This is a genomic window from Dactylosporangium sp. NPDC049140, from assembly GCF_040648435.1.
Genome location: NZ_JBEZDS010000062.1, coordinates 18,200 through 43,088, shown reverse-complemented (window position 1 = coordinate 43,088; position 24,889 = coordinate 18,200). Strand labels below are relative to the sequence as shown.

Genomic DNA, 24,889 nt, shown 5'->3' with positions numbered 1-24,889 from the left:
AGGGTGCAATGGTGCCGCTCCTGCCGGGCACCGTCGAGTCGCAGCTACGGTCCCCGGGCAGGAGCGGCACGTTGGTCGTTCGCTCAAGTCGAAATTGAAATCACGATGCGTTGCCGCCCGTGATGGGGGTCAGCCGGTGAAGCCGGCCGTGATCTGGGTGAAGGCCCAGTCGGACTGGGAGATGCCGGAGCAGGACTCTTGCACGCCGCCGCCGGCGCACCCGCGGTCGCGGTTGATCGACCAGAACGCGAGCCGGGCGATGTGGTTCGTGTTCGCCCAGTTGCGGATGCTGGTCCAGATCGCCGTGGTGGTGACTTCGGACTGGTCGGAGTAGCCGTTCATGCCGGAGATGCCGACGTGGGCGTACGCCTGGGCGTCGCTCCAGCCGAACGCCGTCTTCAGCTGGTTCTTCAGGCCGTTGGCGGCGTTGACGGTGTTGCCGTACATGTCGGCACCGCCGCCGAAGTCGAACGGCATGATGGTGAAGACGTCGACGTTCGCGCCGAGCGCGGCGGCCTGGTTGATGAGCCGGGTGCCCCAGTAGGTCGGGCCGGTCGTGGATGTGCCGAACGTGAGGATCGTCTTGATGCCGGGGTTGTTCTGCTTGACGATCTTCAGCGCGCCGAGGATCCGGTCCTGCACGGTCGCATTCTCGAACTCGTCGGTGTTCTCCACGTCGATGTCGATGTACTTCAGCCCGTACGCGTTGATCACCTGCTGGTAGGCGCCGGCCAGCGCGCTCGCCGACGAGCAGTTCGGGCCGAGCTTGTTGCCGCTGTACCCGCCGAAGGAGATCTCGACGTCACCACCGTTGGACCGCACCGTGTTGATGGTGGCCTGGTCCGCGCCGCCGGTCAGCGGACGGGAGCCGTCCCACATCGGCACGCAGCCACCGCCGGAGAGCATGAACGCCATCGTGACCTGCTTGATTCCGGTCGCGCTCATCACCGTGCCGATGCTGGGCGGGTTGCCCCAGCCGGTGTAGTAGTACGGCGCGGCCATCACGCCCGAACCGCCACCGCCGCTGGTGCCGCCGGGGACGTTCCACTTCTGGTTGGCGCCGCCGCTGCAGGTCCAGATCTGCAGCGGCGTGCCGTCGGCAGAGCTCACGCCGGTAGCGTCGAGGCATTTGTTGGCCTGCGGGTTGACGATGTCGTGGGCCGCGGTGGCGACCCACTGCTGGGCGCCGGTGCCGTTGCAGTCCCAGATCTGCACCTTGGCGCCGTCGGACGTCGAGCCGCCGGAGACGTCGAGACACTTGCCGAGGGCGCGGATGGTGCCGTCGGTGCCCACGGTCCAGTTCTGGGCGTTGGTGCCGTTGCAGGTCCACAACTGGACCTTGGTGCCGTTGGCGGTGTTGGCGCCGGACACGTCGACGCACTTGCCGCCGTAGCCGGTGATCGCGCCCGTGCCCGCGGCGGCCGCGGTACCCGGGACGAGGAGGACGATGCCGAGCACCGCGGTGGCGGCCGCGGCCAGCATCCGGCGCAGATACGCCGATGGTCGACTGTCCATGATCGTGCTCCTGAGGGGTGAACGAGCAGAGGGCAAACATGGATATAGACGAACTGCGACTTATTTGATATCGCGAATTTTCGAAACTGTAAAGACTCCTACCATTAAGGTGCGTGCAACCCGTCCGGCCGGCGGCGCCAAGCGCCGCCGGCCGGTTTCGGTGCGGCCCGATCAGTACGGCGTCAGCCCGTACCCGAGGGGGAACAGCGGCGTCTTGCCGTCACCGCTGTTGATCGGCTCGTCGGTGACGGCGTTGGGCCAGCTGACCGGCAGCTTGCCGGTGAACCCGGCGCCGAAGAGCACGTCGGTGATGCCCTGTGCCTCGGTACCGGGCAGCCAGCCGGCCACGAACGCGCCGACCTTCGGCAGTTGGTCCTTGATGACCAGCGGTCGGCCCGAGTACAGGATCGCGATGCAGACCGTGACCCGAGAGCAGATATCGCTCAACTGGCTGCTGTTGTCGTTGCCGAACGCGAGCGTCGACGAGTCGCCCTGGCCCTCCGCGTACGGCGTCTCACCGCCGACCCAGATGCCGACGTCCGCGGTGTAGCGACCCTTGGTGCGCGTACCGACGTTCTGCACCGTGATACCGGTGCCCGCGGTCGCCTGCTGCAGTGCCTGCCAGAACGTGGTCCCGGTCGTCGTGGCACCGCTGCCGCCCTGCCAGCTGATCGACCACCCGCCGAGCTGGTAGCCCAGGTTGTCGACCGACTTGCCGCCCACCACGATCTTGTACGCGCCGGTCTTCGACAGCGGCAGCACGCCGTTGTTCTTGAGCAGCACCAATGACTCGCGCACGGCCTGGCGGGCCACCGTCCGGTGCGCGGCCGACCCGACCTGCGCCGTGTACGTGCGGTCGGTGTACGGGTGGTTGAACAGGTCGAGCGCGAACTTGGCGTTGAGGATCCGGGTGACGGCGTCGTCGACCCGAGCCAGCGGGATCTTGCCGCTGTTCACGCCGTTGACAATCGCGTTGATCGTGCCGACGTAGTCGTCCGGCACCATGATCATGTCGATGCCGGCGTTGACCGCGTGAGCGACCTGGTCGGCGTACGTGGCGTCCGGCAACTGCTTGACGCCGGCCCAGTCGCTGACCACGAAGCCCTTGAAGCCCAGCTCGCCCTTGAGGATGTCGGTGATGAGGTGGGCGTTGCCGTGGTCCTTCACGCCGTTCCAGCTGCTGTACGAGATCATCACGGAGCCGACGCCGCCGTTGACCGCGGTGGTGTACGGCGGCAGGTGCACCGTGCGCAGTTCGCTCTCGCTGATGCGAGCGTCGCCCTGGTCGATGAGGTAGCCGCTGTCGCCGGTGCCGTACGTTGTGCCGCCGTCGGCGATGAAGTGCTTGGCGGTAGCCAGCACCGAGTTCGTACCGAGCACCGGGCCCTGGAAGCCGGCCACCGCGGCCTGTGCCAGTGGGCCGACGACCGACGGATCCTCGCCGTACCCCTCGTAGGTGCGGCCCCAACGGTCGTCGCGCGCCACGCAGACGCACGGCGCGAACGTCCAGTGGATCCCCGTGCCGAGAACCTCCTGGCGGGTGACGTCCTCGACCTGCTGCACCAGCGCGGCGTCACGCGTGGCGCCCATGCCGATATGATGCGGCAACAGCACCGCACCCTGCACGTTGTTGTGCCCGTGCACGGCGTCGACGCCGTAGATCAGTGGGATGCCGAGCCGACTCTTGAGCGCGTAGCTCTGGTAGTCGTCGACCATGTCGGCCCACTGCGCCGCGGTCCCGCCCGCGCCGTTGGGACCGCCGCCACCACCGCTGAGCACCGAGCCCAGGCCATAGGTGGCGATGTCATTCTTGTTGCTGACATTGGAGTTGGCGACCTGGGTCATCTGGCCGGCCTTCTCGGCGAGCGTCATCCTCGCCAGGCAGTCGGCGGTGGAGATGCACCCGGCCGCGGCCGCCGCCTGCGGTGTCGGCGGCAGCAGCGACGCGGTGAGCACGCTCGCCGCGGTCACGGCGAGGGTGAGCAGGCTGCGGCGCACCCGGCCCAAGGCGGGCGACGCGGCGGAAGTTGGGAGATCGACGGGGGTGAAGGGGACGTGGCGCATGGCTGCCTCCCGGGCCATCGAACCTGCCGTGCTGGTGGCGGCGTCACGGCGGCGAGCCCAGATCGATTATTCGACCGCCTTTGATGCCCGGTCAAGCGCTTGGGCGAGGGGTGCCGCGGCGTGGCGCGTGGTCGGCCCGAAACCGCAACAGTGCGTGCACGTCCTTGGTCCGCTCTTGGGCACCGTCGCGTACCCCTGCGCGCGTGTGAGTGGAAGGTGCCCCTGTCGCTGGCACTGGAGCGCCGCACCTTCCAGCCGTCAGCGCTTCGGCGAGTCCGGCGCCCAGATCAAACGGCATTCTCCTACACCACAAGCCACCCGGCGGTGTGGTTATGGTGCACGCCGCCCCGGTCGACCGGCGTGGCGCGAGGCGCGACCGGCCTGCCAGAGTCTCGCCGGGCGGCCGCCACCCGGCGCTGCCGGCGCTCTGCTGGCCGCCGATGACGCCCAGGACATCCCCGCGTTCGTCCGGCATGGCACTCTGGGCCGTTGCGGTGGGTCCAGCGGTTCACGCCGCTGATGGCCGACGCCGCCCGGTCCTGCCGGCTTCTTTCGGCGAGCTGCGTGGCGGTCGCACCCCCGGCGGCCTGCTGCGCGTCGATCAGGCCGCGATCGCCCGCGAGACCAATCTCGACGGCAAGTACCTGCTGCGCACGTCCGACCTCACACTGTCCACTGAGGACATCGCGCTGGGCTACAAGCAGTTGCTGGAGGTCGTACGCGGCTGGCGGACCATGAACCAGGTCATCGACATGCGCCCGGTCTACCACCGCAAGGAAGACCGCATCCGCGCCCCTACCTGAATAGCCACCCTCGCGTTTGCCAGATCATCGGTTGGCTGGTACTCCTGACTCGTAGCCGGGACGCCTTGAGGTGGAGATCTCATCCTCCGGCACGAGAACCAGGTCCTGCGTCGGGGTAACCCGCGGCCACATCTGCAGTGGGCCGATCGTGCGGTGCTTGCCGCGTTCATCCGACGCCTGCCGCGGGCATTGCGGTCGCACCGCCTGGTCGCACCGACCACCGTCCTGGCGTGACATCGTCAACTGGTCGCCAGACACTGGACCTACCCGCCACCGGCGGGCGGGCACCGCAGCGGTGGGCCTGCCTGGCTAGCGTGTGGCGGCGGCCTGCGGTGGAACGATGCGGATGGTGGGGCCGGCCGGGTCGAGGTAGTCCACGACGAGGTCCGGCCGGCGTTCGTCTAGCTGGCCGCCGTCGCGGCGGCCCGGGCCGGTCATGCCGGTGGTGAGCTGAGAGCCGGATTGCTCGGCGGGGCCGAGCACCCGGATGTGGATACGCAACGGGTCGCTGTCGTCCAGGCCCGATCGTCCCTCGATGATCACCGCCGGTGCTGAGCCGGCGCCGCGCGGGCGGGCCGTGGGGTCACCGGTCGGGTTCGTGTCCGGACGGGGCAGCAGGCAGCGGCGGCAGCGCCCGCGAGCGTGCAGTGCCTGGGTCAGCTGGTCGGCGAAGGTGGCGTCATCGGGGTGCCCGCCGTCGACCACGACCCGGAGACTGCCGCCCGCAGCGGCTGTCACGGTCATGTCGGCGACGGTCACGATGACCCGCCGGTGCCGGGCGATGGTCGCGAGTGGGTCCATGGTGAGCGATTCACCTGCCTTATGTGTTGCCTGACCCATCGCGGGGCGACGCGCGCCTCGCATCGGGAAGGAGCGACCAATCGCCGCTCGGACGGTGACAACATCGGGCACGCGCAACATCGCCGCTGGCGGCGCACTATGCAAACTCCGCCCGCCGCCGCCGATACCTGCGCCGTGGCCGGGACTTCCACTGGTCAAGGGCTTGATCGTGCTGCGCGCTCGAAGGGATCGAACCGCGACCTTCTGGCCGGCAGTCAGCGATCGCGCCGCAGCAGGTCAGCGGGGGTGTCGTGCGCCTGTGCGAGTGGGGGCGGGCCTGGGCCGGCCCGCCCCGGGCGGAGTGTGCGTCAGTGGCTCGGCTGCGGGCTGGGTCGGCCGGTGGAGTGGTTGGTCGGCGCGCTGGTGGGAGCGCCGGTCGGGTGGTTCGTGGGGGCACCGGTCGGGTGCTCACTGGGCTGGCCGCCGGGACGGGCGGATTCGCTCGCGGAGGTGGCGAGGAGCTTGGCGCAGTACGCGTCGACCTTGTCCTTGCCGCCGGCGGCGGTGATCAGGGCGCCGAAGGCCGGGTTCTCGAGGGCCTTGCCGTGCTCGGCGCCGGCACCGGCCGTGTAGGCGTGGCAGAGCCCGACCAGCGAGGGTGACGGGTTGGCGTTGCCGGGGCCGTGCTCCGACGCCGATGGGCGGGCCGACAGGTGGGAGTCACCGGCCGATGCGGCGGGGTTGGCGTGGCTGTTCAGCGGGTTGGGCAGGGCGCCGGTGGTGGCGGCCAGGGCCACCCCGCCGGCGCCGACCGCGAGCACGGCGACGGTGGCGGCCTTGACGGTGAGGAGCTTGACGAGTGCAGTCTTGATCACTGATTGTCTCCGTTGAGGTGGGGCGGGATGTAGCTGAGCCGTCCGGAACCCGGCCACGGCCTGTCGGCGACCGATGAGCTCGGCCGGCTGGGCTGGGCCGGCCGAGGCGGCGAGTACGGCGGCCAGTAGGTGGTGCTGGTCGTCGATGCGGTCGCTACCGGCATCGGCGAGAAGGCGCTCGGCGGTGGCGGCGGTGATGCGGCGGGTTCGGCGGATGCTCATGTCACCTGCTTCGGCGCCGGGGCCAGTCCGGGTGTTACACCCGGCCGGCGAGCGTGATCGGCATGTTGGTCGAGCAGCGCGGCGAGCCGGCGCAGGCCCCGGTGGGCCGCGACCCGGACCGCGCCGGCGCGTTTGCCCAACACCCGGCCCGCGCCCTCGGCGTCGAGGCCCACGACGACCCGGAGCAGGACCGCCTCGGCCTGCTCACGGGGCAACGTGGCGATCAACGCCACCGCCCGATCGGTGGAGATCGCCTCGACGGCCTGCTCGCCGGCGTCGGGCTGGCCGGCGGGCAGCTCCGCCAGTTCCTCGATCGGGGTGGCCACGGCCGGCCGGCGGCGGTGATGGCGCAGATGGTCAAGGGCACGATGCCGCGCGATCGCCGCCGCCCACCCGCGAAACCCGGCAATGGGGCGCCGCGGCCGCCGCACGCGTTACACATCCCCGGCGGCAAGGCGTTCCAGCTGACCAACCATCGCCGCCGCCGCTGGTGACGCGCTGTCGCAGCGCGGCCCCAGGATCGACCACCGACCTGTACGCGAAGGCGTCCGACGCTCGGACAATTCGACGTCAGTAGGTCGAACCCGCCGCCCACCCCTTTCCGCGGCACCACCTCGGGTCGATCAGGCCCGCTGGTTGGTGGGGCTTGCGCCGGCCGCCGCCGAGCCACCAGCCGTACCGGTGCGTCCGGTCGAGAAGCACTGTGCGGCGGACACTGACGCATGGTGCGCCGTGGACCTCGGTGCGGGGCCGCTGTGGATGTCGCCGACCTGGCGCCGGGTGGTGGTCGGCCGACGGCCCGGTACCGCGAGATGTTCGATATCGGTCTGGTGCTTGCCGCGCTGGCGGCACGCACCACCGGGTCGACGCGCGTGCCTCGCGAACCGGTCGCGGCCACGCGGCACTGCGAGACCCGACAGTGACACGTGTCATTTCGTGCCAGACATCGACGAACGTGTAACGCCTCTGGGGAGGGCGGCGCCTATTCAGGCATCCGTACCCTCTTGGAGGTTTCATGCGCACCACCTCCCGTCTGACCGTCCTCGCGGCGGCGTTGCTGACCGCAACGCTCGCCGCCCCGGTCAGCATGGCCGCCGCGGCGGCCCCCGCGCCCACCGGCACCGCCAATCACGCGGTCCGCGTGTGCGCCCTGCCCGTCCCCGGCACCGCCGCGTGTCACGCGCTGCTGCGCACCGACGTCACGGCCCTGGCCGCACCGGCCGGCTACGGCCCGGCAGACCTGCGCTCGGCGTACAACCTGACGTCCACCGGCTCGGCCACCCAGACCATCGCCATCGTCGACGCCTACGACGACCCGACCGCCGAGGCCGACCTCGGCGTGTACCGCTCGCAGTTCGGACTGCCAGCGTGCACAACGGCCAACGGCTGCTTCCGCAAGGTCGACCAGAACGGCGGCACAGCGTACCCGCGCAAGAACGGCGGCTGGGCCCAGGAGATCTCCCTGGACCTCGACATGGCCTCGGCCATCTGCCCCGCCTGCCACATCCTGCTGGTCGAGGCGGACAGCAATTCGTTCGCCAACCTCGGCGCGGCGGAGAACCGCGCCGCGGCGATGGGCGCGACCGTCATCAGCAACAGCTGGGGCGGCTCGGACGTCTCCGACGCCACCTACGGCTCCTACTTCAACCACCCAAACATCGCCATCACCGTCAGCTCCGGCGACAACGGCTACGGTGCGGAGTACCCCGCGTCGTCGCACTACGTCACCGCGGTCGGCGGCACCACCCTCAGGTCCGGCGGCGGCAGCCGCGGCTGGACCGAGACGGTGTGGAGCGGCGCCGGCAGCGGCTGCAGCGCCTACAACACCGCGCTCAGCGGCCAGGCCAGCGTGGGCACGGGCTGCAGCCGGCGCGCGGTCGCCGACGTGTCCGCGGTGGCCGACCCAAACACCGGCGTCGCGGTCTACGACAGCACCGCGTACCAGGGCCGTTCCGGCTGGCTGGTGTTCGGCGGCACCAGCGTCTCCGCGCCGATCATCGCCGGTGTGTACGCGCTGGCGGGCAACGCCGCCTCGGTCGACAACAACTACCCGTACGCCCACGCCGGCTCGTTCTACGACGTGACGTCCGGCAGCAACGGCAGCTGCCCCACCAGCCAGTGGTGCACCGCCCACGCCGGGTGGGACGGACCGACCGGCCTGGGCACCCCGAACGGCACGAGCGGCTTCTGACCTCCTCTGTAACGGACATCAGCAGCCGGCACCCGGCAGGCGCTCACCCAGCGCCTGCCGGGTGCGGAACGGATGCGTCAACTTCCGATCCAGTCTCATGCGCCGCGAACATCGGCGAGGCCCGACCGCAGTCGTCCGAGGTCCTGCAGTACCACCGCAAACCTCGATGTCGTCGATGGCGCACAGTCGTGCGGGCAGCGCGGGCCCGCCAGCCTGGCGCCGTCGCCGCAGCAGCGTGTCCGTGAACGCGGTGCCGGCTCGCTCCACGATGCTGCCCACGCCGCGGCTCCTCGAGGGAGGCTGGCTGATCCCGGGCGAGACCGGCAGCGTGGTACTCGACCAGGTCACCCGGGGAGAACACCGTGCCGGGCGTGCACGTCGGCGACGTTGTCCAGTGGTTCATTGACGGCCGGCCGACGTCGTGGAAGGTTGTCGGCCTCGCCGAGGAACGCGGGGTCGGCAGCGGCGGCGCCTACGTCACGGCGGAGGGGCTCGCCGCCGTCCTCGGCCGGCCGATCCAGGTACGGCAGCTGCGCATCGCCACCGACCGGCACGACGAGCAGACCCGTACCCGCGTCGTGACGCGGTGCACCCAGGCGCTGGATGGCGCCGGCGTGAGTGTCGCGACCGCCGCGTCGGTCAGCCGCAGCGACGCGGTCTCCGCCGGGCACCTCGGCCCGGTCCTGTTGATTCTGCTCGGCGTCGCCGTCCCGCTCGGCGTCATCGGCCTGGCATCGATGGAGGTTGCGGTCAAGGTCACCGCCGGCCGGTGGGACCGGGCCGTGCCGGCGACCGTCATGACCACGCCCCGTGCCGCCGTTGCTGCCCAATACCGGCGAGAACGGTCACGCGTTGTTTCGCCAGGCCGAGATCCGCCGCAGGCATTGGCCGGCTTGGCCACCACCTGACTGGGCTTCGTGGCTAACCCTGGCCAACTATCGTCAAACCTTTCCGCGCGCGAAGCTGAGTCGGTGATTGCGCAGTGGTTGGTGGTCGGTCGAAACGCCCGGACCGGCGCACGATGACGGTCGCCGACATCCGCCAACTGGCGGCCGGGTTACCCGACGCTTGGGCGGGGCTGCTTCGGGACTGGGATCGCTCGCTGCGTGCGGGCAACTACCCGGCGACGACGAGGTACAACTACCTGCTGGCGGCGGCACAGCTGGGCCGGTATCTGAACGATCCGCAGAGCGCGACCAACGACGGCAGCTGCGCCGACGTGTCGGCGGTAACGAAGCTGCAGGTCGAGGACTTCCAGGCCTGGATGATTGTGACCCGGTCGGCGTCAACGGCGCTGAACAAGCACAAAGCCCTGCAGCAGTTCTTCCGGTGGTTGCTCGACGAGGAGGAAATCGCCCAGGACCCGATGGCTCGCGTGCGCCAGCCCAAGACGGCCAAGAAGCTTGTCCCCGTTATCGGCGATGGGGAGACGAAGCTGGTCCTGCAGACGTGCGAGGGCAAGCACTTCATCGACCTGCGCGACGAGGCGATCATCCGGATGCTGTCCAACACCGGTGCGCGGCTGTCGGAGATCGCGGACCTCGGGGTCGACGACGTTGATCTCGACACCGATGTTGTGCACATCCACGGAAAGGGCGCCAAGGATCGGCGGGTGCGACTCGGCCCGAAGACGGCCCGGGCGGTGAGTCGGTACGTGCGCGCTCGGTCTCGTCGCAAAGGCGCGGACCTGCCGGAGCTGTGGCTGGCCGAACGCGGCGGCGTCCCGCTCGCCGCGAACGGTGTGAAGATCATGCTGGCGCCGTCGCGGTCACAGGGCCGGCGTGGCGAACGTGCACGCGCACCGGTGGCGGCATACGTACGCCCACGAGTGGAAGCTCGCCGGCGGTGACACCGGCGACCTGATGCTGCTGCTCGGCTGGGCGTCGGATGACATGCCGCGCCACTACGGCGCCAGCGCCGCCGCTGAGCGTGCTCAGGTTGTCCAAGCGCGAATGAGGATCGGTGAGCGTGTCTGAACGATTGACCGCCGAGCAGCGAACGCGCCGCGCTCGCATCGCCGCGCACGCGTCATGGGCCAACACGACCGACCCTGCGGCGCGTACGGCCCCGGCGACCTCCGCATTTCTGGCCCGCTTCGAATGCCAGGTCGATCCGTACGGCGTACTGTCCGACGACGTGCGTCTCGTCATGGCGGTCCATGCCAGGAAGGCCTACATGCTGCAGCTTGCTGAGCGGTCCGCAGCTGCTCGCCGCCGGAAGAGCAAAGGCGGGGGAGGGGAGCGGCGTTCCGGATGAGGAACGGTTGATCATCCAACTTGTAATCGGAAGGTTGCGGTTCGGATCCCCTGAACTTCTGTCTACGGATCAGAAGATTTGGGGTTCCGAGCGACTGGCCTCAAAGCAGGCGATCATGATCCGCAGCGGCCTGGTCCCGCACTGCCAGGTCGAAGGACGTATCGGCGTCGTCATCCTCCGTGGCTTCTGCTTCGTAGAGCAGCCAGCAGCCGCGAATGCCGGCGAGGAGATCTTCGAGGAGGTCGCGAGCCGGTCGTTTCGGGTCGATGGTGGTGAGCCGGATCGGCGCGAATGGTTCGCCGGTGGCGTCGATGATGTCGTCGACAGCGGCGCTTTGCGGGGAGAGTTCGCCGTCTGCGACGAGCATGGCCTCTTGGATGAGGGTCATGACAGCGTCGGCTGGCGTGCGACCGTCGGTGGTCATCTCGAGGACGAGAGTGGGCGTGGTGTGGGGGAGCGCCTCGATGTCGTCGGCCCGTTCGACCACCTTGGCGGCCGGGATGCCGCTGAGGTCTTCGACGACCTGGGCTGCGGCGGTGAGCCAGTGTGCAGCGGCGACGGCGGCCGCGGTCGGGTCGTAGTGCAGGAAGAGGTCGTCGGTGCCAAGGGTGTGGTTGGCGAACAGTTGATCGGCGGCGGCGACCTGGACCGGCGAGACGTCCTCGCGGGTCAGCGTGACAGCCTGCTGGGCACGGCCGGTGAGGTCGCCAAGTTCGGCCTGTTCGACTGCAGCGAGTTCAGCCTCGACATCGGCGAGGACCGACGCGGTGACGTCGGGCGCAGCCAGTGTGTGGAGTGAGCGACCGATGCGATGCGCGGCCTCCTCGACCGAATCGTAGGAGACGATGAGCGTGCCGTTCTCGTACGGCAGGTTCGGCTTGCGGATCGCGTCGAGGACGAGGCCAAACGATGCTCGGGTCTGTTCGCGCTGCCAGCCCTCACTGTTCGGGGAGGTGTCGGCCATCGCGGATGCCGGGTGCGTGTAGCAGCGCCAGAGGGCCGACGACAGCCGGGTCATGCTTTCGGCCAACACGAGGCGGTCGAATGGGCTCATGGTCGTCGGCAGTGCCGTGACCGTTACGGCTTTCTCGCCGTAGCCGGCCGACCAGCAGGCGATGAGTTCGTTGCGGTCGTCGTGGATGGCGTAGCGGGTCACTGTCATCGACTCCTTCGGATGCGACGCTACCGGGCCGCAGGTTCGCATGCCGCCCGCCGTGCTGTGTAGTTGGCCAGGGTTAGCCACCGTTCAGACCCGCTCGCCGATGCCCAGGCGGACCTGGACCTCCTGGGCGCGTTCGGCGGCGGCGCTGGCACCGTAGTGGCGGGGCATGTCGTCAGACGCCCAGCCGAGTAGCAGCATGAGGTCGCCTGTGTCGCCGCCGGCGAGTTTCCACTCATGGGCGTAGTTGTGCCGCCACCGGTGCGCGTGCAGGCCGTCGATCCCGGCCGCCGTGCCGAGCCGCTTCAGCGGGATCTTGATGCCGTTCGGGCGGAGCGGGTTCAGGCCGCGCTCGGCGAGCCACAGCTCGGGCACCTCGTCGGCGCCCTGCCGCTTGGCGCGGGCGCGGAGGTACTTGGACACGGCCCGGGAGGTCTTCGGGCCGATCCGGACGCGGCGGTCCTTCGCGCCTTTGCCGTGGATGTGGACCGACTCGGTGTTGAGATCGACGTCGGCGACGAGGAGGTTGCCGATCTCGGACAGCCGCGCGCCGGTGTTGCAGTACAGCCGGACGATCGCCTCGTTGCGGAGGCTGGCGAAGCCCTTGCCGCGGCAGGCGTCCAGGACGCGGCGGGTGTCGTCGTCGCGGATGACCGGGATGAGCTTCTGCGGCGTCTTGGGCTGGCGGATGCGGTCCATGGGGGAGCGGGTGATCTCGTCCTCGTCGAGCAGCCACCGGAAGAACTGCTGCAGCCCCTTGTGCTTGTTCAACGCGGTCGACGCGGACCGAGTGTCGATCATCCAGGCCTGGAACGCCTCGATGTGCTTCTTGGTGACGGCGGTCGGGTCTTCGGCGGCGTCGTCGGCGTCCGGGTCGGGGAGTACTCGGCGAGGTACCGGGCGAGCTGCGCCGCGGCGAGGAGGTAGTTGTACCGGGTGGTCTCCGGGTAGTTCCCCGCCCGGAGGGAGCGGTCCCAGTCGCGGAGGAACCCGGACCAGTCCGGGGCGAGGCCTTCGGTGATCTTGTTGATCTTCAGGAGCGGCATCGGCAACCTGCCTAGTCAAGGGGTCCAATAGCGGCGTGCTAGACCTGGCAGTGATGCCGAGCAATGAATAAGGGGCTTCCGCAAGTCGCTGACCTGCGGAAACCCCTAGCTGGTCGGGACAGCGGGATGCGAACCCACGACCCCTTGACCCCCAGCATGGTCAGAGGTGCTTCCAAGCCTGCGCTTGGAGAATTAACTCCTGCTCAGGGCGTTGGTCTCTGTTGGTTTACGAGAGTGAAGAACAGCTCCGCAAGCAAGATCGTCTCCCAGTATTCTCCCGGCAAAGCGAGGTGGGGCGATGCTCGTCAACGCGAAGGCCGGTACCGGCCATTGCGCTTCGACTGGTAGCTGTCGGCGAGGTTGCTGCGGGATTCGAGGGTGCGGGGGTGGTCGGGGCCGAGGACCCGCTCCCGGTCGGCGAGGGTCCGTTCGTGCAGGGCGATCGCCTCGTTCAGCCGCCCCGCTTCCTGGTAGGCGATGGCGAGGTTGTTGCGGGAGTGGAGGGTGTCGGGGTGGTCGGGGCCGAGGACCCGCTCCCGGTCGGCGATGGTCCGTTCGTGCAGGGCGATCGCCTCGTTCAGCCGCCCCGCTTCCTGGTAGGCGACGGCGAGGTTGCTGCGGGATTCGAGGGTGCGGGGGTGGTCGGGGCCGAGGACCCGCTCCCGGTCGGCGAGGGTCCGTTCGTGCAGGGCGATCGCCTCGTTCAGCCGCCCCGCTTTCTCGTAGGCGATGGCGAGGTTGCTGCGGCAGATGAGGGTGTCGGGGTGGTCGGGGCCGAGGACCCGCTCCCGGTCGGCGATGGTCCGTTCGTACAGGGCGATCGCCTCGTTCAGCCGCCCCGCTTCCTGGTAGGCGGCGGCGAGGTTGTTGCGGGAGTCGAGGGTGTCGGGGTGGTCGGGGCCGAGGACCCGCTCCCGGTCGGCGAGGGTCCGTTCGTGCAGGGCGATCGCCTCGTCCGGCCGCCCCACTCGCCGGTAGACGGTGGCGAGGTTGTAGCGCCAGTTGAGGGTGTGGGGGTGGTCGGGACCGAGGACCCGTCCCGACTCGGCGACGAGTTGGGTACCGACGGCTATGGCGGTGCTGTAGTTGTGCACTTCGGACAGCCAATGCTGCAAGGCGCCGTGCAGCGTAAGCAGAGTTCGTTGGGTGGCGGTACCGGCCGGGAGCGCGGCGAGCGCGCGGGCGTGTTCGGTGTAGTCAGCGATCAGATCGCGGGTATCCCACCGGCCGCCTTGCTCGTTTGCAGCGGCGCCGATCGCGTCGGCTGCGTCGGTAATGGTTCGGTCGAGGGTTTGACGATGTTGGAGTCGTTCCCGCACTACCCGCTGGACGAGGCGGTGCACGACGACACGGTCGGCATCGAGCGCGGGCAGAATCAGGGAGCGTTGCGCGAGTACGGCGACGAGTGCGTTAAGGTCCGGCGCTGCGCCACGGCGCCAACGGGGCAGGAAACAACGGCGGTGATGGGTAGCGGCGAGGTGGCGCAGCAGTGTTTGATCGGCGCCTGTCGGGGCCAGCACGGCGAGGCGGTCGAGCAGGTGGCGGGCAGACCGCGCGTGCTCAACGGCGCGCAGGTCCTCCACGGCGAGCAGGATGGCCTCAGCGGCGCCATGCGGGTACGGGTCACCGCACGCCGGCGGCAGCAGGTCATCGAGGGTAAGCCGGTCCAGTGCGTTGAGGTATGCGTGGTGGGTGGGGTAGCGGCGGTGCGGGCCGATGATTGCACCTGCCTGGGCAAGCGCGAGCGGCAACCGGCCCAACTGCTCGGCCACGTGAGCTGCGCCGGTCGGATCGCGCAGGCCGGTGCGGGTCTGCAGATAGGTGCTCGCCTCGTCTGCTGTGAACGGCCGCACCATCAGTTGCACGCCAAGCGCGTCGAAGTCACCCCGTGTGGTCGTTACGAGCGTGTGCACCGCGCCGACGCTCGGGGTGTACCGACGGATCAGTCCTGGGTCGACTGCGTTGTCGTACACGAGCAGGCACGGGCCGCGATGCGCTCGGAGCCAGCCCAGCGCTGCCCGCGCGGCGTCAGCCGGATCCGTATCGGCCTGCCGCAGCCCTGCCACGCCGGCCAGAGCGTCGAGCCCAGCGATAATTCCGGCTTCGGTCTCGGCGACCGCCCATACGATCACCGGCCACAGTCTCGCCTTGCAAGCCCGGGCGTACGCCGCCGCAAGCTGCGTCTTACCGATCCCGCGTTGACCGGTCAAGGCACAGACCACCGTGGTCTGCCCAGGCCCGCTCATTGTCGTCAACCGGTCCAGCAGATCAACCCGATCCTGCCAGCCGACAGCCTGTCCTGGCACATCACCAACAACCAACTGCTCCCCGCCGTCGGCCCAACCAAGCGGCTGCGCTGGAACCAGACTCATCGCAGCGGTCGGTCCACCGCGAGCGCCCGTGCGTTGCGCCCAGACACCCATGACCGCGAAAATCACCGGGGCGACCACACCGACGACACTTGCTGCGGATTGGGTATCGAGATGCCCAGGCCACGCGGCTACAGCCGTCCAGGTTGCGGCCGATCCGAGAACGGTCACGAGCACTCCGAACGTCCACCGCTGCGCCAAACTCACCAGCTGCCCGCCATCCTCTCGGCTACCGACCGTCAAAACCCCATCACACACAACTGCGAATGGCCCATCCTTAAATCGGCCACCGTCCGCCGATGCGCGGCGGATGAAGTACATCCAACAGCGGTCAGACCTGGATCGACGGACTCTTCGTCCCGAATTAAGTCCAAGGTCGCCGCGGACCTGCGGACTCGTCTATACGCCCTGGTCGTAGCGGGGGTTGCCGTTGGTCTGAAGTGGTGCACGGCGGTCGGTGGTCGAGCGTTTGCCCCCGACCTGCCCCCACGCGAGCTCCGGGTCCAGGGCCGGAGGTCCTGGCCGCCGAAGGCGGAACCCTGGCCTCATATACAGCTGCTACTGCAAGGTCGTTCTTCCCGTCGCGCGGGCTTTGCCCTGCCGTGCCGCGCCTGCCCGGTCACGGTGGAGCGCCCCGCTGGACGAACGACCGTGACCGGGCAGGCGCGGTGTGGTTGCCTTCGGCGCGTGACGGGAAGGGCGGCCGTACGCCGGGTCGACCTCTTCCCAGAGCGTCGGGTCCAGGTGCCGGAGGCCCTGGCCGCCGGAGGCCGGATCCGGGTCGTAGGGCCGGAGGCCCTACCCGCCGGAGGCGTTCAGGCCACGCAGCCACTGAGCGCAAGCCAGGCCGAGCCTTGTGAGATGGTCGAATTCTTTGTTGCCGTCGGCGGCCTTGATGAACTTCCACGCCTGCAACTCTTCGCGAAGGATGGGCGTGGCCAAACCCAGGCCGGGGTCTTGTTCTCGCAGCTGCTCCGGGCCGACTGCAACCGTTGGCTCCTCCCCGGGTACTGCCTGGGCTACCGAGCTTGCGTGCAGACAGAGGGCCGCAAGGTAGCGTGCATGCCCGGCCTCCATGTCGCGTACGAGCTTGATAAACATGAGAGTCTCGTCGATGCGGTCCCCATCACGAGCGCCTTGAACGAACGCCCGCGCCAGCATCTTGATCTTCCACGCCGTTCTGGCCGTAGTGGCCGCGTCCACCACGTGTCCGAAGAGTTCCCGCTCGCCGCCGAGGCCTGTACCGCCGTCGAGAAGGTCGTCGATCGGTGCACCAGTCTCGTCTTCGACGGTCCTGATGAGCAGCCCTACGCGTTGGGTCCGATCGCGCAGGATCGCTGCAACCGCTTTGAATCCTTGTTCGACGACTGCACCGCCTGCGGCACCGAGTGGGACAGAAAGCATCGCCAACTCAGGGTTTTTGGTTACGAGGGCCGCAGTGGTAAGCGCAGCAGTCACCGCGGGGGCCACCGTTCCACCAGCGGTATTGGCCACGATTTCCGTGGTGTGTGTGATCAGGTCGTCGGCCACCCGCTCATGATGGCCGATGGTGGCAAGCCGGTCTCATCGCCACGACGGCGACGTAGCTCGGTTCATCCCGAGCATCCATGAGTGTCTAGTTCGCAAGAGCGATGCCCAGTGTCCGGCCGGCCGCCGAACGCTGGGCATCGTCGTGTGCGGCCGTGGGCGCGCGTCCGCCGGGGGCCGCCGCGCCGGGAGCGAAGCGGCAAGGCGCGGCGAGTTCCCGAGCGGGCGCGGAGCGGCCGAAGGCCGCCTTGAAGACGTATGGAAAGTTTGCGCCCGATCCGGGTGGAACGGCCGGTACAGGCGGCTGGCGCGCCGCGACCTGTGGCTGACAGAGGTGGTTGGCTGCTGGACGGGGTCGAGGTCGCCGAGGGCGGGGTAGAGGCCGGATAGCGTCGTGGGACTCGATGCCGAGGCGGAGGCGCGGGAGCAGGTCAGGCGGTGTCTGGAGACCGGCGGCGACGGCTGGCGACGACTGCGTGTGTGAGGTCGGGCGGGAAGCTCGGCCTGCTTGTGACGTGCTCGGGCTGCTGTTGTGGGTCCGATTCTCCGCCGAGGAGGGTCTGGTGTTGCCGACCAATCGGGGGAAGCGGCGCTTGCGGGGCATCGATGCAATGGACTCCATGGAGACAAGGCGTCGACCAGATGTGCGCGTGCGTGCGATGAACGCGATTAGCAAGTTGTTGCCGTTACTGCGGTGGTTCCTGTCGCGAGAGTGGCATGCCGTGCTGCTGCCGTGGGGCGTCTTCATACTGGTTTACGCGGTGTACTCCGTCGATCCGGGTTGGTGGGATCGCCAGGTGTCGACGGCCGTCGCCGGGGCAGGGCGGCACTCGTCGCCAGTTGTGCTGTTCGTCCTAGGCGGCGCTGCTGTGGCGGCGTGGGTCGTGCGGCGGCGTCGGCTGCGGCGGGGTCGGCGGAAGCCGGTCGCGGTGTGGCTGCCATTGTCGGCACACGTCGGTGGGCTGCTGGTCTTGGCGGTCGGGGTCGCGTCCGGCATGGGCTCGCTGTTGTGGTGGGCACTGGGGAGGCCGGCGATTGGTCTGGTGCCGTCCACGCCAACGCCCGGGCAGGCTGCGCCGTCGTGGACGGTGTCCAACACATTCGACGCGATGAAAATCGTGTTGTCAGTGGTGGCAGGGATCGGCGCGGTGGTGGCCTTGACGGTCGCATATCGAAAGCAGGACCAGGGCGAGGCGGCCGAGCACCGGGAAGAGAGCAAGCTGTTCAACGACCGCTTCGGTAAGGCCGCCGACCAGCTGGGCTCGGACAAGGCCGCGGTCCGGCTGGCCGGGGTGTACGCGATGGCGGGGCTGGCCGACGATTGGCGGGAGGGCCGTCAGACCTGCATTGACGTGCTGTGCGCCTATGTCCGGATGCCCTGGCCTGATCAGGAGCCTACGCCGCGGGCTGTGGGTGACGCCGTTCCGGCTGAGGGTGAAAAGCCGGGCGAGGTGCAGGTGGTGACGCCACGAGAGCTCGCGGAAGAACGTCAGGTTCGCCACGCCGTCATCCGGGTCATCCGTGAGCATCTACGCCCGGCCTGGCGGGGCGGCGACGTTGACCGGTGGCAGGGATGCCACTTCGACTTCTCCGATGCCGAGTTCCACGGCGGCAACCTCGGCCAAATCGAGGTCGGCCAGGCTACAACGTTCGACTTCAGCGGCGCGACGTTCTCACACGACATGCTCTACTTCGCCGACGCGACGTTCTCTGGCGGCATGGTCCACTTTGGCCACGCGAAGTTCTCCGGCGGCATGGTCCACTTTGGCCACGCGAAGTTCTCCGGCAGCAGGGTCTACTTTGGCGGCGCGGTATTCTCCAGCGGCCTGGTCATCTTCGGCGGCGCGACGTTCTCCGACGCCCTTGTCGAGTTCGCTGACGCGAAGTTCTCCGGCGGCAGGGTCGATTTTTCCGGCGCGACGTTCTCCGGCGGGACGGTCAACCTCGTCGGCGCAACGTTCTCCGGAGGCTCGGTCCAGTTCACCGGCGTGGAGATCCCCGGCGGCAGGGTCGACTTGAACGGCGCGACGTTCTCCGGCGGCAGGGTCGCCTTGAACCGCGCGACGTTCTCCGGCGGCACGGTCAACCTCGGCGACGCGACGTTCTCCGGAGGCTCGGTCGACTTCGGCAGCTCAACGTTCTCCGGAGGCGCGGTCGACTTCGGCAGCTCAACGTTCTCCGGCGGCAAGGTCGACTTTTCCGGCGCGACGTTCTCCGGCAGCAGCGTCTACCTCGGCGGCGCGACGTTTTCCGGCAGCGCACTCAATTTCAGCGACGCGAAGTTCTCCAGCGGTACGGTCAACTTCAGCGGCGCGACGTTCTCCGGCGGCACGGTCGACTTCCACCAAGTATCAATTTGGTCTGCTCCGCCGCTCGGACTTCCTGCTGAAAGCGCTGTTGTGGTCCTTCCTCCCGGTGCTGCCCGTGGTGCGAGCGCGTCAGCACTTGAGGTAGCCGGTGGTGGTGCCGTCGCCGTTGAGGGTGCCGCACCAGGGCGGCATGGTGAGTGAGGCGAGGCGCCATCCGTCGCGTTCGTGGTCGGCTGTGGCGGTCCAAGGCTTGCCGTCGGTTTGGTAGCCGATGGCCCCGCCGATCTTCGGATTGGCGAAGTCGACTTGGGCTTGCCAGTACATGCTGACGTTGGCGTGGTCACCGTGGATATCGATCGTGGCTGGGTAAGTCGCGCCGGATGCCTCGGCGAGGCGTGCGGCCTGGCCCTGGGCCTGAATCTTGGCGTTGGTGGCCTCGATCGCGGCGATATAGTCGGCGCGCTGCCTCAGCATGGTCTTGCGGTGGGAGCGGACGATGTATCGCTCCGCGGTCAGCGTGTCGTTCGCAGGCGAGTCGAAAGTGAAGGTGAAGCTCAGTAGGGCTTCCTGCGGTGAGTTGCTGCCTCGGCTGGCCGCAAGGGTGTCACGGATGACCGGCACAGCAACGAAGCCGAGCGGTACGCCGAGGCAGAGCGCCACTACGCCGCGAGGGTATCGAGGACCCACGGCCGTCGTTGGCGCCGGCGACCAGGCCGACGCCCGGCGGCTGGCGCGGATCGCGGTTCATCGGGCCGCTCCTCCGAGGTCAAGGGCGCTCCGCGTCGCTAGCGACGGCCCTACGGGCCGCCCTTGACCTCAGAGCCTCTGCCACCCTTCAGGCAGGTGGTCGCGGGCAGGCCGGTGGCCTGCCCGCACAAGGCAGCGCGCCGCCCCGCCCGCCGCCGCAGCGTTACCGGGTGCCAACAGACGTTTCACCAACTGAGCGTCAAGGCCGCCTTGACAGTGTGCCGACCTTCGCTGTGGCACGCGTATGACACCCTGTCTATGTGGCAGCGTTCTGGGCTGGAGTTGTCAGTGCTCTCATTGGCGCCGTAGTTGGTGGAATCTTCACGGCAATAGGGGTTCGAACGCAAGTCAAGGCAGCTTTGCAAGCAGCCGAAATACAGGTTTCCGCCATGGCAGATCAGCAGGTGGAAAAGGTCCGTATAGAAGCTGAGAGGCGCGCCGTTGCAGAGGTAACAAGAACACTTGGGGACGTACTTCTTGAGGCTTTCAAAATCGAGGACAGCCACTTTTTTACACATCACGACAAAGAGCCTGACAGCAAATGCCCCGAACCCGACGCTGCAATCATTCGGCAGGCGAATCAATGGCGTCAGAAATTTGACCATACCCAGATAGTCTATGGCCCATACTTGTCTCCAGGCGCAAACGAGCGCCTAGATAGCATTTTTGAACTCGTCCCTTTCGGCAACAATTGGTACAGGCTCCTCAAGAAGCATTCAGGGAAGACGTGTCCCGTTGGGGCTTGGCTCGAAGAACTTTCGTCAGCCCTGATGCATGTAATCAAGGACATTCCTCTTGAAATGGGAATTCAAAGAGGTGGCCGTGGCACATGAAGGCCGGCATCCGCTGACGCGACGGACGACGCTACTGGCTCACTCGCGATCCGGTCGCTGCGACGCAGCCCATCTGGCAAGCGCGAAGGTCGCCTGGATCCGAAGGTCCATCGCCGGAGCGAATGCTGCGTACGCCGTCTCCAAATCCAGAACGATTTCTGTCGGCACATCGGTGATGCCGTCACGGCGCGCGTTCTCGATCGTGAGCAAGAGTCCAACGGCCGACCGCCCGAAGTTGTCAATACATGCTTGCAGGTTCTTGGAATTCCAATAGAACCGCTGCTGGTCCTTGGCTCCCGGCGGCTCGTTCGTTACCCACGCCGCTGGGCCTTGGATCCAGTGCATGCCAGCATGGTTGTTCACAATGTTCTGGCGGTCCAGCTCGATCCAGTGCCGCATGACGGCGCCGACACGACCCGCAGCGTCGCCCACTGACTCCTGTGCGGTCAAGCTAACAACTGGTGGTCCGAGCGGAACGCGTAGAACCTGGTCATCGCCCAACATGGGCTGCGCAAGCGGCTCGTCCGGAAGTAACTCGGTTGCGAGGCGACCATGTTGAGTAAAGGCGTTTAGCCGGTTCCACGTCGAGTACACGTCGCACCGTAGGTTCTTCCTGTCGGCTACGCACAGGAAGAACGGATTTTCCTGGTCGACAATCCAATCAATTTCGTAGCTTTTGGAATACCGCACCGGCTCCGGGGTGGACTTGACCTGCACGCTGAAGGATGGGCCCGCTCGCAGCATGCGGGCCTCCGAGTCCCGTACCGTCAGTACGCAATGGAAGTCGTGCCCGACATCCTCCTGACGAAGCACAGCCGTGGTGAACGCGAAGCTTCCAAGGATGAACTCCGCCAACCGCTCGGCGCTGTCACCGTGACGGAAGCTTTCGAGACGAGCTCCGGTCAACGCATCGTCCTCTCTCGGGCGGAAGTGCAAGGCGAGCGATGTCTATCCTGTCTTATGCCCGCCATGGCTCAGACCGATGCTCGCGCCAGCGGCTGTCGCGTGGCCTGGTGAGTTGGGGGTACGGCCCGGACGTCGCGGCGAGGTCCCCGGCAAATCGGCGGCAACGGACCCCGACGGAGAGGTGTTGCCGCTGCTAGCGTTGCGTGCGACGTCCGGTCTTCAACACCGGGAAGTACCGGGTTCGCCGAATAGGTGCCGAAGTTCTCATCCAGGAGGATCGAGGGTTCAGGTACGCGCAGGTCACCGGGCTCGGGTCACGCGGTCGGTGGGCTCCCTCTGGAGGTGGGAAAGCCTGCATCGTCGGCTCCCGTTTCGCCTGATCGGTGGTGGAGACGTCACGCAAGCAAGATCAAGGCTGCAAGGCTTCCGGCGTGGGCGGCGGCGTAAGGTGCGATCGTGGAATCTCTCGTTGAGCGCGCGCGCGGGATCGCTGCGGTGTGCCTGGCTGAAGCGTTGCCGCGTCGCTGGACCCACGTGCAGGCCGTCGGTGCGAAAGCCGAACGGGTAGCGGCGTCGTTCAGCGAACCGGACGGAGCTGTACTCGCGGCGGCGGCGTGGCTGCATGATGTCGGCTATGCGCCTGCGCTGGCGGCGACGGGATTTCACCCACTCGACGGTGCGCGCTGGCTGCGCTCCGAGGGCTTCGATGACCGGGTCGCCGCATTGGTCGCTCATCACTCCTGCGCCCTTGTTGAGGCGGACGAGCGGGGCTTGGGAGACGTTCTTGGAGCGGAGTTCGCTCGCGAGCAGTCTCCGGTTGCGGACGCGCTGTGGTACTGCGACATGACGACCGGGCCGGATGGCCAGGACCTCGACGTGGTCGAGCGGCTGGCTGAGATCACGTCGAGGTACGGTCCCGATCACATCGTCACACGCTTCATCGAGCGAGCCGGCGGCGAGATCACGGCTGCGGTACGACGGGCCGAAGCGCATTTGACGGCCGCTGGTCGTCAGCCGATGTACGGTGCCGACCGGCCCTCGTAGCCGTGATCGATCCGGAGGCGCATGGATGGGTGGATCGTTAACCCGTCTAGGTCGGCGCGGCTGATCCAGCAGACTTCGCTGCTCTCGTCGCTGAGGGTCTCCGTGCCGCCGACCGGCCTGGCCCGGAAGCAGATGGAGAACTGCTGCCGCACTTCGCCGTCGGTGTACTCCACGACGTGGTTCGGGTTCGTGTAGATGCCGACAACCGCGTCGACCTCGACGTCGATCCCGGTCTCCTCCTTGGTCTCCCGGACAACCGTTTCCGCGATGTACTCCCCGAACTCCTGAGCACCACCCGGCAGCGCCCACAGGTCGTTATCGGTGCGGTGGATGAGCAGGACGCGGTCCTGGTCATCGAGGACGAAGGCGGTCACCGCGACCACGATGCTGTTGGGCTCGGGCGCCTGCGGGTCGTTGAAGTGCTCTATGCGGGCCATGCATCGAGCATGCCATCAGTCCTCGGGCCAAACCGCCTGGGCGTGTGACAGGACCCTGTTGAAGCTGGCGACGTAGTTGTCGAAGATCTCGCCGCCGGGGAGCCGCCGAAGGTGCAGCACGGGCGCGTAGGCGGCCGGCGTCCCGTAGAGGTGCGTGTTGACGAGCATCTCGTCATCGAAGCGGTAGATCGAGTTGTACAGCGTCGTGTCGTGGAAGTAGATGGCGGCGTTGTCCTCGCCGCGCAGCTCCTTGTAGAACGCCAGGACGTTGTGCACCTTGCTCGCCATCGCGCCCCCGATGCCTTCGTCCGCGCCTCGCTGCGCGACGTGCGAGCTGGCGGGGTCGCCGAGCAGAATTTCGACCTTCGCCCCGCCCGCCGCTTTCAGTCTGAGCGTCTCGACCCACCTGGGGTTTTGCTCCGGTAGGAATAGGCCGGCGTACGCCAGCAGGCCGATCTGCCCGGTCGCCTGGTCCAGCAGTCGTTGCCAGAGATCGGCCGGTACCGCGCCGCGGCGCGGATAGATCTGCACCACCTCGGACTTGGAGACCTCAGCGGCACGCTCGCCAGACACGGCATTCGGCCAGAGGTACGTTGCGCTCTCCTTCACCAGGGCGGCGATGGCGTGGCGGTGTTTCGGGTACGGAATCCGGTCCTGCGTGATCCACCGCTCGACCGTCTTTGGGTCAACGCCGAGCGACTCAGCGATCGTGGCTGGGACCAGACCGTTGCGCAGCATCGCGTCTCGTAGCCGCTCGTTCGCCATCGAAACCCCTCGGGACGTCTACAGGGACGTCTAACCATACCAAGGACGTCCCTAGAAGTCCACCTAGGTGGTGATCTCGTCACCGGCCGTCATCGCAACCTCTGTCTATGAATCTTTTTGGGAAGCGGCCAGCGACCGCGATCGCACTGGTGGAGCCGCAGGTGTCGGCGTCGTTTGCGCAGCGTGCGCGGACGACGGTGCTGGTGGCGACGCCGCTGGCAATCCTGTTGACGTGTGCGGCGATGTACGCGGCGCACGCGGGTCTGTTGTGGCGGTTCCTGTGTGTGCCGATCGGTGTGGTGGTCGGGTTCGCGGCCGGCGCGCTGGTGTTGGTGTGGCCGGTGCTGCGGGCGCTGTGGTGGTGGACGCCCGAGGTGCTCGGGCTGAGCGCGGTCGTGGCGGCGTGGCTGTGGCTGTCGCAATGGCTGGCCTGGTGGGGCGGACTCGCGGTGCTGGCCTTCGGGGTCGGCGGTCTGGGCCTGGTCGGGCCGGTGCGTCGCCGGGCGGCGGCGGTGTTCTGGTGTCTGTCGGACCGGCATCGGCTGCGGTTGTCGTTCACGCGAATCGTGCGGGCGACGGGCCGGGGTGGGGTGCCGATGTATCCGCTGATGTTGTGGGCGCGTCCGACGTTGGCGGGTGAGCGGGTGTGGGTGTTGCTGCGTCCGGGTCTGGATCTGGCGGACTTGGAGGGCAAGACCGGGAAGCTCGCGGTGGCGTGCTGGGCGTCGGAGGTGCGGGTGGCGCGGGCGTCGAAGCGGTCGGCGGCGCTGCTGCAGATCGACGTGAACCGTCGCGACCCGCTGACCGAGAAGGTGCCGTCGCCGCTGGCGGAGGTGTTCGGGCGGCTACGGAAGCCGAAGGCCGCGCCGGACGGCGATTTGGATCTCGCGCTGGATTTCGAGCAGGTGGCGGCCCCCGCGCCTGCGGCTCCCGGGCGTACGCGCCGCTGACCGCTTCCGTGATGCCCGGCTCGTCGGTCCGGGTGTGGCGGTGGCCGCCAGCAGGGCGACCAGCAGGTTCGTTCGGAACCAAACGATCGAG

General features: G+C 68.1%; 24 protein-coding genes. 10 read left to right on the top strand and 14 right to left on the bottom strand.

The window, feature by feature from the left end; all coding sequences use genetic code 11:
• Positions 1-129: 129 nt before the first annotated feature.
• Together AB0B76_RS51605 and AB0B76_RS51600 are read right to left on the bottom strand one after the other, a co-directional pair.
• Entirely contained in the window at positions 130-1,515 is a 1,386-nt protein-coding gene (locus AB0B76_RS51605; protein WP_360391392.1) for a ricin-type beta-trefoil lectin domain protein, read from the bottom strand.
• A gap of 171 nt (positions 1,516-1,686) precedes the next feature.
• On the bottom strand, positions 1,687-3,579 hold the full coding sequence (locus tag AB0B76_RS51600; RefSeq protein WP_360391389.1) for a glycoside hydrolase family 3 protein: 1,893 nt from the start codon (positions 3,577-3,579) through the stop codon (positions 1,687-1,689).
• A gap of 473 nt (positions 3,580-4,052) precedes the next feature.
• On the opposite strand from AB0B76_RS51600, the gene AB0B76_RS51595 reads away from it, so the two are divergent.
• Positions 4,053-4,382, top strand: coding sequence for a hypothetical protein (locus AB0B76_RS51595; protein ID WP_360391386.1), 330 nt, complete (start codon positions 4,053-4,055; stop codon positions 4,380-4,382).
• A gap of 309 nt (positions 4,383-4,691) precedes the next feature.
• Here AB0B76_RS51595 and AB0B76_RS51590 read toward each other — a convergent pair whose 3' ends face one another.
• The 3 genes from AB0B76_RS51590 to AB0B76_RS51580 all read right to left on the bottom strand — a co-directional run bounded on the left by AB0B76_RS51590 (position 4,692) and on the right by AB0B76_RS51580 (position 6,432).
• Entirely contained in the window at positions 4,692-5,183 is a 492-nt protein-coding gene (locus AB0B76_RS51590; protein ID WP_360391383.1) for a hypothetical protein, read from the bottom strand.
• Positions 5,184-5,530: 347 nt separating this feature from the next.
• Positions 5,531-6,259 (bottom strand): PT domain-containing protein, encoded by a 729-nt coding sequence (locus tag AB0B76_RS51585; RefSeq protein ID WP_360391380.1) that lies wholly within the window; start codon positions 6,257-6,259, stop codon positions 5,531-5,533.
• Positions 6,256-6,432, bottom strand: coding sequence for a hypothetical protein (locus tag AB0B76_RS51580; protein WP_360391439.1), 177 nt, complete (start codon positions 6,430-6,432; stop codon positions 6,256-6,258). Before AB0B76_RS51580 ends, AB0B76_RS51585 begins: the two co-directional genes overlap by 4 nt.
• Positions 6,433-7,014: 582 nt before the next feature.
• On the opposite strand from AB0B76_RS51580, the gene AB0B76_RS51575 reads away from it, so the two are divergent.
• The 5 genes from AB0B76_RS51575 (at position 7,015) to AB0B76_RS51555 (ending at position 10,706) form a co-directional block, all read left to right on the top strand.
• Positions 7,015-7,182, top strand: a complete 168-nt coding sequence (locus tag AB0B76_RS51575) for a hypothetical protein (RefSeq protein ID WP_360391378.1) — start codon at positions 7,015-7,017, stop codon at positions 7,180-7,182.
• Between the two features lie 92 nt (positions 7,183-7,274).
• Complete coding sequence (locus AB0B76_RS51570) at positions 7,275-8,450, top strand: S53 family peptidase (RefSeq protein WP_360391376.1); 1,176 nt, start codon at positions 7,275-7,277, stop codon at positions 8,448-8,450.
• Between the two features lie 371 nt (positions 8,451-8,821).
• Positions 8,822-9,358, top strand: a complete 537-nt coding sequence (locus AB0B76_RS51565) for a hypothetical protein (RefSeq protein WP_360391374.1) — start codon at positions 8,822-8,824, stop codon at positions 9,356-9,358.
• A 113-nt stretch (positions 9,359-9,471) separates the two neighbouring features.
• Entirely contained in the window at positions 9,472-10,299 is an 828-nt protein-coding gene (locus AB0B76_RS51560; protein ID WP_360391371.1) for a tyrosine-type recombinase/integrase, read from the top strand.
• A 113-nt stretch (positions 10,300-10,412) separates the two neighbouring features.
• Entirely contained in the window at positions 10,413-10,706 is a 294-nt protein-coding gene (locus tag AB0B76_RS51555) for a hypothetical protein (RefSeq protein ID WP_360391369.1), read from the top strand.
• 100 nt (positions 10,707-10,806) lie between these two features.
• Here AB0B76_RS51555 and AB0B76_RS51550 read toward each other — a convergent pair whose 3' ends face one another.
• From AB0B76_RS51550 to AB0B76_RS51530, 5 genes are all read right to left on the bottom strand, one after another.
• On the bottom strand, positions 10,807-11,862 hold the full coding sequence (locus AB0B76_RS51550; protein WP_360391366.1) for a hypothetical protein: 1,056 nt from the start codon (positions 11,860-11,862) through the stop codon (positions 10,807-10,809).
• A gap of 90 nt (positions 11,863-11,952) precedes the next feature.
• Positions 11,953-12,666: a tyrosine-type recombinase/integrase gene (locus AB0B76_RS51545; protein WP_360391363.1), complete on the bottom strand. Its 714-nt coding sequence runs from the start codon at positions 12,664-12,666 to the stop codon at positions 11,953-11,955.
• Positions 12,663-12,911, bottom strand: coding sequence for a hypothetical protein (locus AB0B76_RS51540; RefSeq protein ID WP_360391360.1), 249 nt, complete (start codon positions 12,909-12,911; stop codon positions 12,663-12,665). Before AB0B76_RS51540 ends, AB0B76_RS51545 begins: the two co-directional genes overlap by 4 nt.
• A 305-nt stretch (positions 12,912-13,216) precedes the next feature.
• Positions 13,217-15,451: an FxSxx-COOH system tetratricopeptide repeat protein gene (gene fxsT, locus AB0B76_RS51535; protein WP_360391358.1), complete on the bottom strand. Its 2,235-nt coding sequence runs from the start codon at positions 15,449-15,451 to the stop codon at positions 13,217-13,219.
• A gap of 627 nt (positions 15,452-16,078) precedes the next feature.
• Positions 16,079-16,810 (bottom strand): hypothetical protein, encoded by a 732-nt coding sequence (locus AB0B76_RS51530; protein ID WP_360391355.1) that lies wholly within the window; start codon positions 16,808-16,810, stop codon positions 16,079-16,081.
• A gap of 512 nt (positions 16,811-17,322) precedes the next feature.
• Here AB0B76_RS51530 and AB0B76_RS51525 point away from each other — a divergent pair.
• Entirely contained in the window at positions 17,323-19,317 is a 1,995-nt protein-coding gene (locus AB0B76_RS51525; protein WP_360391352.1) for a pentapeptide repeat-containing protein, read from the top strand.
• On the opposite strand, the gene AB0B76_RS51520 is transcribed toward AB0B76_RS51525, so the two are convergent.
• Entirely contained in the window at positions 19,246-19,776 is a 531-nt protein-coding gene (locus AB0B76_RS51520; protein WP_360391350.1) for a hypothetical protein, read from the bottom strand. The genes AB0B76_RS51525 and AB0B76_RS51520 overlap by 72 nt on opposite strands.
• Before the next feature lie 347 nt (positions 19,777-20,123).
• On the opposite strand from AB0B76_RS51520, the gene AB0B76_RS51515 reads away from it, so the two are divergent.
• Entirely contained in the window at positions 20,124-20,696 is a 573-nt protein-coding gene (locus tag AB0B76_RS51515; protein ID WP_360391347.1) for a hypothetical protein, read from the top strand.
• A 39-nt stretch (positions 20,697-20,735) separates the two neighbouring features.
• Here the strand turns inward: AB0B76_RS51515 and AB0B76_RS51510 are convergent, their stop codons facing one another.
• On the bottom strand, positions 20,736-21,551 hold the full coding sequence (locus AB0B76_RS51510; protein WP_360391345.1) for a hypothetical protein: 816 nt from the start codon (positions 21,549-21,551) through the stop codon (positions 20,736-20,738).
• A 507-nt stretch (positions 21,552-22,058) separates the two neighbouring features.
• Between AB0B76_RS51510 and AB0B76_RS51505 the strand changes: the two genes are divergently transcribed.
• Positions 22,059-22,646, top strand: a complete 588-nt coding sequence (locus AB0B76_RS51505) for an HD domain-containing protein (protein ID WP_360391342.1) — start codon at positions 22,059-22,061, stop codon at positions 22,644-22,646.
• On the opposite strand, the gene AB0B76_RS51500 is transcribed toward AB0B76_RS51505, so the two are convergent.
• On the bottom strand, positions 22,613-23,083 hold the full coding sequence (locus AB0B76_RS51500; RefSeq protein ID WP_360391340.1) for an NUDIX domain-containing protein: 471 nt from the start codon (positions 23,081-23,083) through the stop codon (positions 22,613-22,615). The two genes, AB0B76_RS51505 and AB0B76_RS51500, sit on opposite strands and share 34 nt — an antisense overlap.
• A 15-nt stretch (positions 23,084-23,098) precedes the next feature.
• Positions 23,099-23,848: an XRE family transcriptional regulator gene (locus AB0B76_RS51495; RefSeq protein ID WP_360391337.1), complete on the bottom strand. Its 750-nt coding sequence runs from the start codon at positions 23,846-23,848 to the stop codon at positions 23,099-23,101.
• Positions 23,849-23,997: 149 nt separating this feature from the next.
• Here AB0B76_RS51495 and AB0B76_RS51490 point away from each other — a divergent pair, with 149 nt between their 5' ends.
• Positions 23,998-24,798: a hypothetical protein gene (locus AB0B76_RS51490; RefSeq protein ID WP_360391334.1), complete on the top strand. Its 801-nt coding sequence runs from the start codon at positions 23,998-24,000 to the stop codon at positions 24,796-24,798.
• The last annotated feature ends 91 nt before the right edge of the window (positions 24,799-24,889 follow it).